The organism is Okeania sp., assembly GCF_983059655.1.
The window spans coordinates 1-14,073 of sequence record NZ_CEZPJD010000014.1; the positions used below are offsets into that span (position 1 = coordinate 1).

Sequence of the window (14,073 nt, forward strand, 5' to 3'; positions counted from 1 at the left end):
TAGGGTTAAACTTAAGCCAACTGTGTAGGGGCACTTTGACTTGTCCCCAAAGAGTATATCTTTGGTCAGCGCTCGAAGAAACGGAGCAACACCAATAAATCCGTGTTGCGTAGTATCTGCTTAGAATCCCCGTGACTTGAGTCAGGGGACTAGTCAATCATATGACTATTAAACTTAAGCTAATTTATGATTAAATAATAAGTAAAATTTATGTCTTCTGCTTTCATTAAATATTTATTAACTTAATTATGTCTAAATTACGCTGGCTAATTCTCAGTTCTTCTGCTTCTGGATTTGGTCTTTGTTCAATTTTATTCGCCATCTTTACAGTATTTAACGAATTAAGTATTTTAAACGTTTTTGTACTTATTTTAGTCTTAGTTTTTTTGATGCTTAATTTAGTATTTACAGCTCATTATTTTTCTCAAATTTCCCGAGAATTATATATTAGAAATAAAATGCAAACACAAATGAAGATGAGGGCTAAACCTACAAGGTATCGATATTAAATTTTGAGTCAATCATTACTGTAATATAGTTATGGAGAATATATAATAGACTATTTATAGAAAATACTTACTAAATTAGTACAATATCATGTCTGTTTAATTAGCGATAAAAAAACCATCCTCTCACTTCAAGGAAAACTTTTCCTCATTCTTCTTGCTCTCTTATTCTGATTTATCAGTATTCAACCAGATACGATCTAATACAACTATTTTGGGCAAAATATTTATAGATATATTTATAAAAAAAGACACTTTTTATCAAGTCATAAAATTGCTAAAAAAGGCAGAATATTAGGTTAAGTTGTTGCAATTTTCTGGAAAAATACGTTAAAAAGTATCTAAACTTGCTAACTTATTACTACGGCTAATTACTAAAAATGTTTGACTTTATTAACTCTATTCTTGGTCGTCATCCAGAACAAATCAAGGCTAACGTTGAAATTTATACTTGGCAAACTTGCCCCTATTGTATCAGGGCAAAACTTTTGCTGTGGTGGAAAGGTGTTAACTATACAGAATACAAAATAGATGGCAATGAAGCTGCCAGAAATACTATGGCTGAACGTGCGAATGGATATCGTACTGTGCCACAGATTTTTATTAATGACCAACATATTGGTGGCTGTGATGAAATTTATACTTTAGATGGAAAGGGTGAGTTAGATCCTTTAGTAAACTACCCGGCATCAAATCAGAGATTATGATGCGGGCTTTTCGTAGCCCTCCAGTATATCCCATATAGTCGGCTGTCTTGGCACAAAATCAAGAATGCTAACTTCACAGGATAACCAGGGACCTCCAGGCTGGTTTACACTCAACCCCAAAGCAGCTATATTTTGGGCACCATTATAATCAGCATCGCCTTTCCAGCCACAATTCAAGCAGTGGTAGTTTTTACCCTTCCTATATGTAGTTCCTTTTGTCGGACTTATATGCAAACATTTGTGGCACGTAAGGCTTGTATATGCTGGATTAACTAATATTAATTTTACGCCATGTAACACACATTTATAAGCAAGAAACATTCTGAACTGATAAAAAGCCCAACTATTAGATAATCTTCTTTCTTTCTTACTTCTTGGTTGCTGATTAGTTCTGTTTCTAATATTAGTTAAATCTTCTATGGCAATAGAATTCTTATTAGTCGCTGCTTTTTTGACTAAATAAGTTGTTATTTCGTGATTAATATGTTTTTGATAGCGTCGTTCTTTACCCGATAACCGTTACTGTAGTTGCCGACATCTTCTCCGACTACAAAGAAGTGCCTTTAGATGCTTTTCTTTGTAGAACTGCTCTCATTTGAGAATAATGATTTCTCTTAGAAGTTATATTTTTACCAGACCATGATTCACCTTCAGATGTTGAGGCTATATCTGTCCTGCCTAAATCAATTCCTATTATTTTATTTGTTGATTTTGGCTCAGGAACAATATGATTAACATGAATGTTTATATAGTAAGTTCCATCTTTTCTTTTAATTAAGACCGCTGAAGTAGGCTTACTACCTGTTAATATTCCACGTTGATAATTACCTATTAATAACTCAAACTTTGTACGCTTACTCAAAAGCTTTAAACTCACAATCCATTTATTTGTATCTAAACTAAATGTTCTACTATCGTAATCAACTGATGTTGGTGCAAAAGTTAATTCTTTTTGAATATGATTAGTAATAGAAGTTTTGCGATTAGAACATACTCGTCTAATGGCGTGAATTGTAGTTTGTGCTGATAACTGAAACTTTTCTCTAACTGTACCGTACATCAAGGCTTGCATTGCCACATGATTTGTCAGTTTTTTGTCACTATTTTTGTGTACATACTGACAAGCATTAGCAAACATTTCCATAGTGGCTTCTATTTCTTTTGCCACTTCAGGGCTGACCTTTAATTTACAGGATATAGTTGTTATTTGCTTCATTATTATACGATACTTCAAATGGTGAAAAATATCAATCAACAATGAAGCTTCATTTTATTTGAAATTAAAAATTACTCCCAGCGCTGAATCATAGATTACAACGCGGGACTCCTTTTTGAAATTTAGTTGACTAGGCTTTTCAAAGGTGCTGCAAATTTATCTAAATTATCTAACCGCCATCTAGCATCTAGTTGGCGGCTTGTTTGTATTTCTAAAACTCTTATTCCACTACTAGGTAGAGTATTTAAAAGTTGTTGTAATTGCTGCCAAGAAGATATATTCTGATGTTCTACACCATAAGTATTACATAGCTGGGCAAAATTAATATCTTGGGGAGTAGCAAAGAATTCTGTAAAAGGTGGTTCAAATTGAGCTATTGGCAACATTTCAAAAATTCCACCTCCCTGATTATTAATCAAAATAATAGTTAAATGACCGACTAATTTATTGCTCAGTAAAAAACCATTAGTATCATGTAAAAGTGCTAAATCTCCTGTTAATAAAACACTGCTTTGTTGATGATGAGCAATACCTAAAGCAGTTGATAAAGTACCGTCTATTCCATTTGCACCTCTATTGAAAAATGGCTTGATTTGGGAATTATTAGGAACCCAGAAAAATTCTACATCTCTAACTGGCATACTATTAGCAATAAATATTGGTGTACCTTGGGGTAATATTTGAGAAATTAACCAAGGTATTTTAGGTTCAAATATTTGATTAATTACTACCATTTTTTTGTCGATCGCTTCTCTAACTTTTACCTCGGCATTGCACCACAAATTTAAGTAATTGCCATCGGAATTACTATGGAAAAGTTTAGGAGTAAAAATTTCAGCTAGTTGTTCTACTGAAAGTTGTAAATGATTTGTCTTCCCATGGAGAGGGTCAAAATTCTCCTCGCTTTGATCGATGATTAATCTGTGAGGGTTAGTTGTTTCTAGCCAAGTTCTTAGTTGTTTACTTGTTGGTAATTCGCCGATTTGTAAAACTATTTTAGGAATAAGTGTTTGTGCTATTTCCTGATTTCTTAAAATTAAATCATAAGTACTAATCAAATAGGGATTTAACCGAGAATAGTTTCTTAGAGGAGATAAACCTTCAGCTAAAACAGGGAAGTTGAGAACTTGAGAAATTTGAGCGATCGCTTGACAATATTTTTGAGGATTTTTGGGTTGTGCTAAACCTGCAATAATTATGCCTTTGCCAGATTGAAGTTGATTTTTTAAATCTAATGTTAAGTCAAAATTCGGCAAAAATTCTGTTGTGAAAATTGGTTGTACTGTAGCAAAAAAGTTTTGGGGGAATTGTGCTTCTAAAGCAATAACTTCTGGTTGGAGTATGGGAGGTAAAGGGTCTCGAAAAGGAATATTAAAATGCACAGGTCCAGGTGTCGGTAAAATTGTTTTTCTCCAACCATGAATAATTGTTTGTCTTAAATACTCAAGTATTTTTAGTTCTATAGAAGGCAAACTTAGTTCAACTTGCCAGTTGGGATAACTGCCATACAATTTAACTTGATCTATTGTTTGACCTGCATGACAATTTCGTAATTCTGGAGGTCTATCTGCCGTTAAAACTAATAGTGGGATACGACTTTCTTTTGCCTCTATTATGGCAGGATAAAAATTGGCAGCAGCAGTACCAGATGTACAGACTATTACCACAGGTTGATAATTTTTCCTTGCTATTCCTAGAGCAAAAAATGATGCAGAACGTTCATCAAGAATAGGAATAGTTTCGATTTTTGGGTGACTAGCAAAGGCAAATGTTAGAGGTGTAGAACGGGAACCAGGGCTAATAATTGCTGTAGTTAATCCTAGAGATTGTAATGTTTCTACTAAAATTGATGCCCAGACTGTGTTTATATTTCTAAAATCAATTAGCATTTTTGAGTTTTGAACTATTGAAACAATAGAATATCAATTAACTAAACCTTTGCCTCTCTCTGTATCTAACTACTTCTGTTATTTACTTTAGTTTCTGATTTTTTCTTTTTAGCTTGAGACTTTTTTTGAGTCTCTTCTGGAGGCGGACCATAATCTCCTCCTGGAAAATATTTTCGCTCCACTATATATTCTGGTTCCACTTCAATCCACAGCCGAGCACCCCCAGCTTGACTTTTATTAGGTTCATGGGGTTGATAAACAATTTGGCAAGGTCCGTTAATTTTCAGGGCGTGGCAATATTTTTTTTTATCCCCCACTTTTACCGCAATTGCTGGATGAGAAGTTCCATTGTCTCTGTTGTAATCAATATTCTTCCGTATAACATGAACAATCGTCTTGGCTTTGCGTTGAAGTTTGTTCCAAGTCGGTTGTGGACCACGACTACCTGGTTTAATCTCTGGCATTCCCCGATGGTTAAGGGGAATCATCCAAAGTCTTTTGACCTTATAAGCACCTTGGACCCGGCCTTGATTAAGCAGAGTCCGCAATCTACCTGTTGAGATATTTAGCAGAAAAGCTGCTTGTGTTGTAGTTGTTACTGAGATAGTCATAACTATAACGTCTTAGTTTTGAAATTTGAGCGTGTGATTTTTGATTGAATAAATTAATTTTAAATTTTGAAATACAATTTCATAAGTAGGTAGATAGAGAGAATCATATTTGAACTTTCTCGGAAAATAGAAAAAGCAATAAAAATTTTAGGTAGTCCTGCATAGTAATGGCAGATGGGAATGAAAAACCTCTAGGAAGGGAGCAAGATGCTCCCACTGTTTCCTTTACCAAAATAATTACAATCAACCACCATTATTTTCCACTACTAAAAATATCCCCGAAGCAGTCTGTAGAATTTTGAGATGGCTCTCCTACTACAGCCACAGAAGCTCTGGTTTGTCCGTGCCATAATTATTTTCCCATAGTATTGAAAGAGGTTAATATTTTTTGTTTCAAATGCCAGGTATTGCCGTGGTCTAAATGGGCAAACCAACTTTGTAGAGATTTTTGAATGTGGCTAGATTCTATTTTTCCCAGTTGGCAATCTGTCTGTAATTGTCTTAATCTTTTTCTGGCAGTTCTTAAATTTTCGGAGCGTATTCTGATGCGGTCTGGCAATACTCGGAAACCGACAAAGTTGGCTCCTTTTTTTGTTTGAAATAATTGGCTTTTAAGTGAAGTTCTCTCCCGTTAAATCGGAGATTATAACGGGAGCTTCTTAAACAAAGAAGTTTCTTGCTTCACAGGCTGATTAATCTCATAGCCTCCACAAGCAGACAAGATGATACCCACCTCGTTTAACGCTTTATTTAATATATTAATTGCAGCGTTCTCATCTCTATCTAAAACTACTTTACATTTAGGACAAGAATGAGTTCTCACTGATAAAGTCTTAGGAACTTTGTGGCCACAATTACTACAATTTTGTGATGTATTGTGAGGGTTAACTTTAATGACATGAACACCGCGTTTTACCGCTACTGCATTCAATTTTTCAATAAAAGCTCCCCAGCCTACATCATAGATTGATTTTGATAGTTTAGTATTTTTTGCTAAACCTCTAATGTTTAGGTCTTCTACTGCTATTAAATCATTTTCTCTAACTAATTTATGAGCAGTCTTATAGTGAAAATCTTCTCTCTGTCTAGCAATATGTTGATGTAGCCTAGCTATTTTATTTTGTGCTGCCCTCCAGTTATTTGACCCAATTTCTTTTCTAGATACTTTTTTTTGCTTTCTTGCTAAATTAGATTGGGATTTTCTATAGAATTTAGGAACAGAAACAGTTTCACCAGTATTGGTAGTTAAGAACTCTTTTAAACCGACATCTATACCTACAGCAGTTTTGATATTTTCTGTAGGAATTAAACTAGGAATTGACTTATCTTCTAAACTGAAACTTATATAATAAGCATCAGCTTTTTTGGTTATAGTTGCAGTTTTTATCGTAAATCCATCTGGAATTGGTCTATGAACTATGACTGGAATAGCACCAAACTTCGTAGTAATTATTTGTTTTCCATCAAATTTTATTACTGCCTTGGGATGATTGACTCTGCTGAAACAAAATGATCTTAACTTTCCTGATTTTTTAAATCTTGGCCTTCCTCCACGTTTACCAGCTTTATCGGGTATTAGCCAACGCTTCCAAGCTTTATCTAGTTTTTGTAAGTTAATTTGTTGAACTTCTGAATATATTTCTTTGTAGTCAGGAAATAACTGTTTTGTCTGTTTAAGTGCTGATTGTTGAAAATAATAATCTGGCCTACTAGAAATTTCGCCAATAGGGCATGAAATTAATGAGCAACGGTCAACTTGACATCTAGTTCTATTTAACCAGTCTAGTCTTTGGCCTAAAGCATAATTGTAATGCCTTCTTAACAGTTCTAGCCAATAATCAATTTTGACTGACTGTTCAGAAGTGGGCTTAATTTTGTAGCAATGAGTAATTATCATAATTTTTATACTACTTTTTAGCGCTAGATTAGAACAGCAATGGGCACCTGTTTAATTTACCGAAAAATTGGGTTTAAAGCCTTGCCCTTTTAGGGCAACTTTATGTTATACTTATAAAAGCGGGAAAGGTATTCAACCGCTCTAAAAACCTAGCTACTAATCGTAGCAAACTAGCACCTTGAAAACTAGAGTTAGGGGGTTTTGCACAGGAATGCTTGTGTATGGAAAAGCTCTAAGCAACAAGTATCAGAGAACCAAAGTTTTTTTAAGGTTTAAACTGTACCGTAGGGCATACGGGAACAGGCTCTTGAAATAGGGCGAACGCTTGGGGAGAGAACCATCTCTGGACTAGATGCCGTAAGGTGTTTAGTTTAAGTGGACTCATTGAACCAAGAATCCTGGTTTCAGGAGAATCCCCGTGCGTTTACGCCGGGGAGTATGTCAATGTCAGCAATTCCCCTCCCGTTAAATCGCAGGTTATAACGGGAGACCCCTTGCCGAATCAAGTTGGATATGGCCACGGATGCACCGATGGATTTAGGAAAGCAAGACAATCCGAAAACCCCCACCGTTGTTGAGGTACCCCGCATAAGTGTAGTAACGCCTGGCGCAACGGCAAATCCTAGAATTGAAGCTCCAGCTACCGCCACGGAGCAGTCTTCTATTACTATCTCCCCCACTTTCCCAAGCACTTCCATCGGTAGGCGCTCCGTTATAATTACCATGCCAAACATCCAGACACCATTCCCAGACATTGCCGTGCATATCGTATAAACCAAAGGCATTGGGAGGAAAACTTCCTACATCTGTTGTTTCTTGCCGATATTTTCCTTTAGGAGCATTGCCATAAGGATGATTACCATCATAGTTAACTAACTCAGACGTTATAGTTTCTCCAAAATAGAAAGGAGTAGTTGTCCCGGCACGACAGGCATATTCCCACTGACTCTCACTGGGCAGGGTGTAAATTTTCCCAGTTTTCTCAGATAGCTTTTGACAAAACTCTATGGCGTTATGCCACCTAACCTGTTCTACTGGGCGACTTCCTCTTTTAAAATGCGAAGGATTATTTCCCATCATGGCTTGGTACTGGTTTTGAGTAATAGGATATTTGCTCATATAAAAAGGTTGGAGACTTACTTGATGTTGCGGACTTTCAGAACTTTCCCTTCCCGCCTCATTTTCTGGCGACCCCATGAGAAAACTTCCCCCAGGAATATAAACCATTTCTAATTTAATCTCATTACCGAAGTCTTCAATTTTTTGCCTGGCACTTCCCTGGGTACGATTAATAATTTTGCCAGAGTTGTTGACAGTAACTACTTCAAAAGTAAAAAGTTCCCCTTTCGACTCCCGCTGCCTTTTTTCCTCAGCCTCTCTTTCTTGCCTTCCCTTGTCTTTCAGCCTTCACCTACAGAAAATTTCTAGTCAAAGTCTGGGTCTATAACGTCGTTTTCTTATAGCTCCATAAATTCTACCTCTATAAAATCGTTTTCTTTTAGCTCTGTAAATCCTACCTCTATAACGTCGTTTTCTTCTCTTTCTTGCCTTTCCCTTTCTTGCCTTTCCCTTTTTTGCCTTTTCCTTTCTTCCCACTCCGCCTGACGTTTAATTTCCTGCCAAACACCCAGAACAATATCTCGATTTTTCACTGCCTCATTTAAACCCAAATTTATCGCCCGGTCATAATCATCAACCGCCTGCTGATATTTTCCCAATTTATAGTAGGAATTCCCCCGATAATTATATGCCGGAGCGTGACTAGCATCTAACCTAATAACCTGAGTCAAATCATCAACTGCCTCTCGATAATTTGCCAACTGAATGTAAGCCAAACCTCGCCGATAATAACCATCAGTAAATTTAGAATTCAAATCTATAACGTAGCCAAAATCAATAATTGCCTCCTGATATTTTTCCAGATTAAATTTCTCAATTGCCCGCTGGTAACAAGAATTTATTACGCTCAACTTTTTCTCTTTAGCCAAACCAACCAAACAGCGATTAACCTTAGTAACAAACTCCCGATCCAGAGGCAGTAAATTTTCAGCCACCATGTCAAACTTTTCTCTACCATTCTCCACAGAAAGATAACGGGAATTTAGCCAAGACTCCAAGGAAAAATCTAACATTTGTTCTGCGAAAGTAGGATTCGATAAACCAGTCAAACCAAGGGCAATATCCGCAGCAAATCCTGGTACTAATTCCGAGCGGTCTTTTTCCATTGCTCTGAGACTACCAATATAACTTTCAACTACCATTTGAAACAAGTCATCTGCCAAACGTCGATCTACAGAAAATTCTGTTTCTAACTCTGGCAATAATTCTGGCAACTTGGGCGATAAGTTAGTGTGAATTAAATAATGAATGTCCGTAAATAGAGCAGCAATAATATTATGATATGCTCCTAACAAAGCGGATAATTTGCCAAAATCTTCGCTATTAGTTTTGTAGTGACATTCGATTTCTATTCCATCTGCTGCTAATTCTTGATTTTCTCTATAAATGTTCAGGTTTAAAGAATTATCTCCACCACATCTTTGATTTATCTCTTGTTCTGTTTTGCCTTTTGCCAAAAGTTTCTGTTTAACATTCGTTTCCCAATGTAAGGCACGTTGAATAGCAAATTCGTAGAGAATGTTCGGATAATGTAGATGGCGAATCATAGTTTTGTGTAAAGGAGAAATTTCTTGTCCGCCACCCCAATAGGCAACTTTAATATTAATCAAATCTCCATCTACCTCTGATTCTATTAATAGTATGGGTTCAGATTTTAAGCGACTAAATATGGATTTAACTGCACTACCTCCGGCAAAACGGTTACTATCCCAAGCACGGTCTATTAATTCTGTTGGTCGTCGTTCATTTTCCAGAGGATAGTATTTTTCCAGGAAATTTCGTAAGTGTTGAGAAAGACGTTTTTCTACTTTAGGAAATCCAGAAGTAGAAGTTTTATTTAAATGTTCAAAACGGTCATAGTCTATTTCTGGAGGTGCAAGAATTATTTGTATAGGAATAGGATTTCTGCCTTGATGATATTCAAGAATTTGCCAGGGATAATTTTTGAGTGGCCAGTTATCTAATTCTTTGATTTCTTGGGTGCTTTTTCGTTGATATGCTGCAAGCTCTAGGGCAGCTTCTCGTTGATATGCTGCGATAAAAAACTGAGTGTCTCGGTTATATTGAGCTAGTTCAATTTGTAGTTGTTTTTGTTGTTGAAATAGCCATGCTTGAAATTCTTGATTACTTTTGGCTATTTGCATATCCACTGCTTTGATAAATTCTTGGAGTTTCCGATTTTCTTGGCATTGGTATTCGACTATTTTGGCTTGAAATTCTTGACGAGCAATTTCTAATTCTCGTTGAAATTCTTGATTATTTTGTTGTAAGTCTAGTTGAAACTGTTGATTATTTTGCTGCAACTTAATCTGAGACATAGTACGCATATATTCAATCTCAAGTTGAGCCACTTTTTGTTTTTCTTGTAATTCTTTTTGATGAACAAGTCGTTGCCCTTCTAAATTTTTTTGCATAGTTCTACCGGAGGCAGCATTAAAGGCATGAACGCAACTATTCCATACAGAAACTCCAGCAGTAAGAGCAAATGGAAGTAAAGGTACAGGCATAATTTGTTTCTCCTAATAATTATCAATTTTTTTCCTATGGTCATTTCAGTTATCAGTTATCAGTTATCAGTTGTCAAAAAGTTTGATAAATGTTGGGTTTCCTTTTCAGTTATCAGTTATCAGTTTTTTAGTTGTTGAGCTTCTTAATGTTGGGTTTTGTTCCTCAACCCAACCTACATTATCTGGAGGAATATTTCCGCAGAATTTATGATTATTATTGAAAGTACTCCCTAAACAATCTTAGTTTATGATTATTATTGAAATTTTTAGTAGTTTCAAAAAGTTTAATAAATGTTGGGTTTTGTTCCTCAACCCCACCTAAATTATCTGGAGGAATATTTCCGCAGAATTTATGAGTATTATTAAAAGTATCACCAAAGCAATCTTAGTTTCTGATAGATTACTTTTCTAATGCTAGATTTATCTAGGCGATCGCCTCCATTTAAGATTCCTCAATCTAACCTAGATTATCTAGGGAGAAATTTATCTACATCTTTTTTCCTCTAATTATCAATTTAGCAATCTGAGTAATAGGAAATTTTTCCAAATTAGATGCAAATCTTATCTAAATGTTGGGTTTATGAACGAAATCCAACCTACATTATCTGCCATTGCCAGTGAGATATTTTAATCATAACCCAACCCACTCTTAAACTAAACAGATAAAATTTTATCTACTGTTAATTGTAACTCTGAAAAAATACCAGAAATAATTACATCCCGATCGCTAAATTCTTCTGCTTCATAAAACCCATTTACCAAAGTCAACACAGATATTTTTTGTGCCTCATAATCAACTATCCAATATTCAGGAATTTCTCTAACAGCATATTCCGATCGCTTAAAACGATAATCATCATCTCTATTACCAGGACTGACAATTTCTACTGCTAAAATAGGAGCAGAATCTAAAATAGCAGTAGTCATATTTTTGAGTAATTCTGTTTGTTCGGTAGTAATAATTGTTAAATCGGGAATGCGAGATTTATTAATAGCTGTTCTAATGCCGATATTTCCTGGCATTACTTGCCAAGGGGCATTTATTCTGATAATTTCTCGATAAAATTCCTGAAATAAAAAAGTCAAAATTAAAGCATGAATTCCACTAGGAGGTGTCAAAGATATAAGTTCTCCATTCACTAATTCATATTTATTATCCGTACTATCTTGGTATTGCGAATATTCAACAAAGGTGTAAATTTTGGGTTTAGTTTCAATCATTTGTCAGTCATCAAGAAAGTTAAATTGGAAACGTAGGGGTTTGGTCTCCAAACCCTCTTATAACGAGACTCCAAAACCTCCAAACTCCATAAATATTTGAGGTTGAATTAAGTTATTTTTTTCCTTCCTCCTTCCTCCTCCCCCCTTTTCCATAGTTGAGGATAAGTCATCATTGTTAAGTAAACCAAAATTATCATTAATACTGCTATCTTGATTTGCTAAATTATCAAATAAATTGTTCATAGTATGACTTACTAAATAAATACAATTATTCTATTTATAGCAAGGAAAGAGTTGGTTAGGACAGAGATTGATAATAAACCTGAGAGAATATCTAAAAAGTTTTTTGATACTGAATTTTGCCCCCCGAGCAAGCCAACAAAGTTAATCCCCCTCCCGTCCCCCTTGGAAAGGGGGAAGCCAGATGTTGCTTCGCTTTTTGTTGAATGGGGAACAAGATTCAATTTGCTATCTTTAAGTCCCCCAAAATTGGGTGATTTAGGGGGCTTAGATGTGGCATAAGGGACTTCTCAGACAACCTCTGAAACAGAGAAAAGCTTTTACCGAATAATTAAGGTTTAAACCCTCTCCTTTAAAGGGGAAACAAGCGGTCGAGGGATGGATGGGTTTCCTAACCATATCCAATCGACCAAGAAAGAAAAAATTTTCCTTTTTAGGGAGAGGTAATTATCAATTATTCATTATCAATTATCAATTATTGAACACTGTTCCCTGTTCCCTGTTCCCTGTTCCCTGTTCCCTGTTCCCTGCCACTTCAAACTAAAGCTTTTAATAAAGTCTGAAGTTTTAGTTGAACTTCTGCTAATTCTTTCTCTGGTTTTGAACCAATAACTATGCCTGCACCTGCAAAAAGTCTGGTACGCTCTCCGTCTATTAATGCTGACCTAATACCTACAATAAATTCCCCATTTCCTTGATAGTCTATCCAACCTATAGGTGCTGCATAAAGCGATCGCTCGAAAGTTTCAAAATTATGTATTTGTTGTTGAGCAGTATCTCTCGGAACTCCTGCTACTGCTGGGGTGGGATGTAGTTCTGCTAGGATTTCTAATAGATGAATATTTTGGGAAATTTCTGCTGTAATTGGTGTCCATAAATGCTGAATATTTGACAATTGTAGTAGATGGGGTTGAGGTGGGTAATGAGGATTTAATCCTAAATCTTGGAGATGTTTAATAATAAAATCTATGACAAATTGATGTTCTCGTAAATCTTTTTCACTGCATAATAAATTCTTGGCTAATTTGACGTCTTGAGTGGAGGTTTTACCTCTGGGTGCTGAACCTGCTAAAGCGTCTGTAATTAATTGGTTATTATTAATACTAATTAACCTTTCCGGACTTGCACCTATGAAGTTTTGACCTTTGCCATTACTGGTAGAAAATACATAGCAGTCTGGATAAATGAATCGTAAGTTATTTAAAGACTGAATTAAGTTAACAGGGGTTTGAGAATATATGTCTATGGCGTGGGCTAAAACTATTTTTTTTAAAGAATTTGAGTTAATCAAATCTAGAGCGGAAGCTACTGATTTTTTAAAGTCCTGTAAATGATTGGGATTAATTTTCCGAAGATTTCCGCGAGACTTGATTAAACTTGATAAAGAACTATTATTTATTTGAGTAATTTGCTGGTATTTCTGCCAAATTATCTGGGAAATATTTTTAATATTTATTGAAGTAGTTAGAACTGTATTTATAACAAATGTATAGCAATTATTTTTCTGAGTTATTTGCCATCGTGGCAAAAATATAGTTGCAGAAGGAAAGTGAGAATTTATAGATAGTTTCTCCTGATAATTACCATTTTGAGAAATATTTAGATTGATTTGGGAATCTTGTTCAAAAAAAGTAAAACTACAAAAAAAGTGAGGACCTGAAAATGGTAAATGTGTTGCACCTAAAACAATTGTATTCTTAAGACATGACTGAATAAAAGATTGAGCTTGCAAAAAACGGTTCCCACTCGTAACAGTTAAGTGGGTAGCAGCATCTACAGCAGCGATCGCTAAGGTATTTTTATCAGTATTTGTTTTTCCAATAACTTGTTTTTCTAGATAAAAATGTAGTTGATGGGGTTCACAAATTTCCTGCAATACTGCTAGGGGATCTACTGGTAATATTTCCACAGAAATACTAATGACTTTTTTCTGCACCTGTTCCGTTAATGTCTGTTGACAATTTAACAGAAACTGATGCAGGTCTTGGCAACTTTGAAATAGATTAACAGAAGTAGGTATTGCAGGCATGAAAAAAAGAATCGGAAATTTTTACTGAATATTAAGAGAGATTCATTGGTAGGGCTGTTCAATTCCTAAAAAAGGCCCAATTTATCCCCTAGTTTTAATTAAAATTATCACCTTTCTTTATATTAGACCCC

10 protein-coding genes and 2 pseudogenes are annotated in these 14,073 nt (G+C 35.4%); 1 reads left to right on the forward strand and 11 read right to left on the reverse strand.

What is annotated here, in order from left to right; translation table 11 throughout:
• The first annotated feature begins 886 nt into the window (after positions 1-886).
• The gene (grxC, locus tag AC3DU7_RS02005; RefSeq protein ID WP_293163628.1) at positions 887-1,213 is read left to right on the forward strand and encodes a glutaredoxin 3; all 327 of its coding nucleotides are present in this window, start codon (positions 887-889) and stop codon (positions 1,211-1,213) included.
• Here the strand turns inward: grxC and AC3DU7_RS02010 are convergent.
• The 11 genes and pseudogenes from AC3DU7_RS02010 to AC3DU7_RS02060 all read right to left on the reverse strand — a co-directional run.
• Positions 1,208-1,720: pseudogene (locus AC3DU7_RS02010) on the reverse strand (RNA-guided endonuclease InsQ/TnpB family protein); the annotation flags it as partial. The gene grxC and the pseudogene AC3DU7_RS02010 overlap by 6 nt on opposite strands.
• A 40-nt stretch (positions 1,721-1,760) precedes the next feature.
• Positions 1,761-2,429, reverse strand: coding sequence for a nuclease/transposase family protein (locus AC3DU7_RS02015; protein WP_488037697.1), 669 nt, complete (start codon positions 2,427-2,429; stop codon positions 1,761-1,763).
• A 122-nt stretch (positions 2,430-2,551) separates the two neighbouring features.
• Complete coding sequence (gene menD, locus AC3DU7_RS02020) at positions 2,552-4,318, reverse strand: 2-succinyl-5-enolpyruvyl-6-hydroxy-3-cyclohexene-1-carboxylic-acid synthase (protein WP_488037698.1); 1,767 nt, start codon at positions 4,316-4,318, stop codon at positions 2,552-2,554.
• 65 nt (positions 4,319-4,383) lie between these two features.
• A complete protein-coding gene (locus AC3DU7_RS02025) occupies positions 4,384-4,929 on the reverse strand; it encodes a DNA-binding protein (protein WP_488037699.1) in 546 nt (181 codons plus the stop codon).
• Between the two features lie 352 nt (positions 4,930-5,281).
• Positions 5,282-5,488, reverse strand: a complete 207-nt coding sequence (locus AC3DU7_RS02030; RefSeq protein ID WP_488037700.1) for a hypothetical protein — start codon at positions 5,486-5,488, stop codon at positions 5,282-5,284.
• Between the two features lie 84 nt (positions 5,489-5,572).
• A complete protein-coding gene (locus tag AC3DU7_RS02035) occupies positions 5,573-6,826 on the reverse strand; it encodes an RNA-guided endonuclease InsQ/TnpB family protein (protein ID WP_488037701.1) in 1,254 nt (417 codons plus the stop codon).
• Positions 6,827-7,363: 537 nt separating this feature from the next.
• Positions 7,364-8,161 (reverse strand): annotated as a pseudogene (locus AC3DU7_RS02040) (formylglycine-generating enzyme family protein); the annotation flags it as partial.
• A 122-nt stretch (positions 8,162-8,283) separates the two neighbouring features.
• The gene (locus AC3DU7_RS02045; RefSeq protein WP_488037702.1) at positions 8,284-10,452 is read right to left on the reverse strand and encodes a tetratricopeptide repeat protein; all 2,169 of its coding nucleotides are present in this window, start codon (positions 10,450-10,452) and stop codon (positions 8,284-8,286) included.
• A gap of 654 nt (positions 10,453-11,106) precedes the next feature.
• Complete coding sequence (locus AC3DU7_RS02050) at positions 11,107-11,673, reverse strand: Uma2 family endonuclease (RefSeq protein ID WP_488037703.1); 567 nt, start codon at positions 11,671-11,673, stop codon at positions 11,107-11,109.
• Between the two features lie 57 nt (positions 11,674-11,730).
• Positions 11,731-11,916, reverse strand: a complete 186-nt coding sequence (locus tag AC3DU7_RS02055; RefSeq protein ID WP_488037704.1) for a hypothetical protein — start codon at positions 11,914-11,916, stop codon at positions 11,731-11,733.
• Positions 11,917-12,448: 532 nt separating this feature from the next.
• A complete protein-coding gene (locus tag AC3DU7_RS02060; RefSeq protein WP_488037705.1) occupies positions 12,449-13,942 on the reverse strand; it encodes an isochorismate synthase in 1,494 nt (497 codons plus the stop codon).
• Positions 13,943-14,073: the final 131 nt, after the last annotated feature.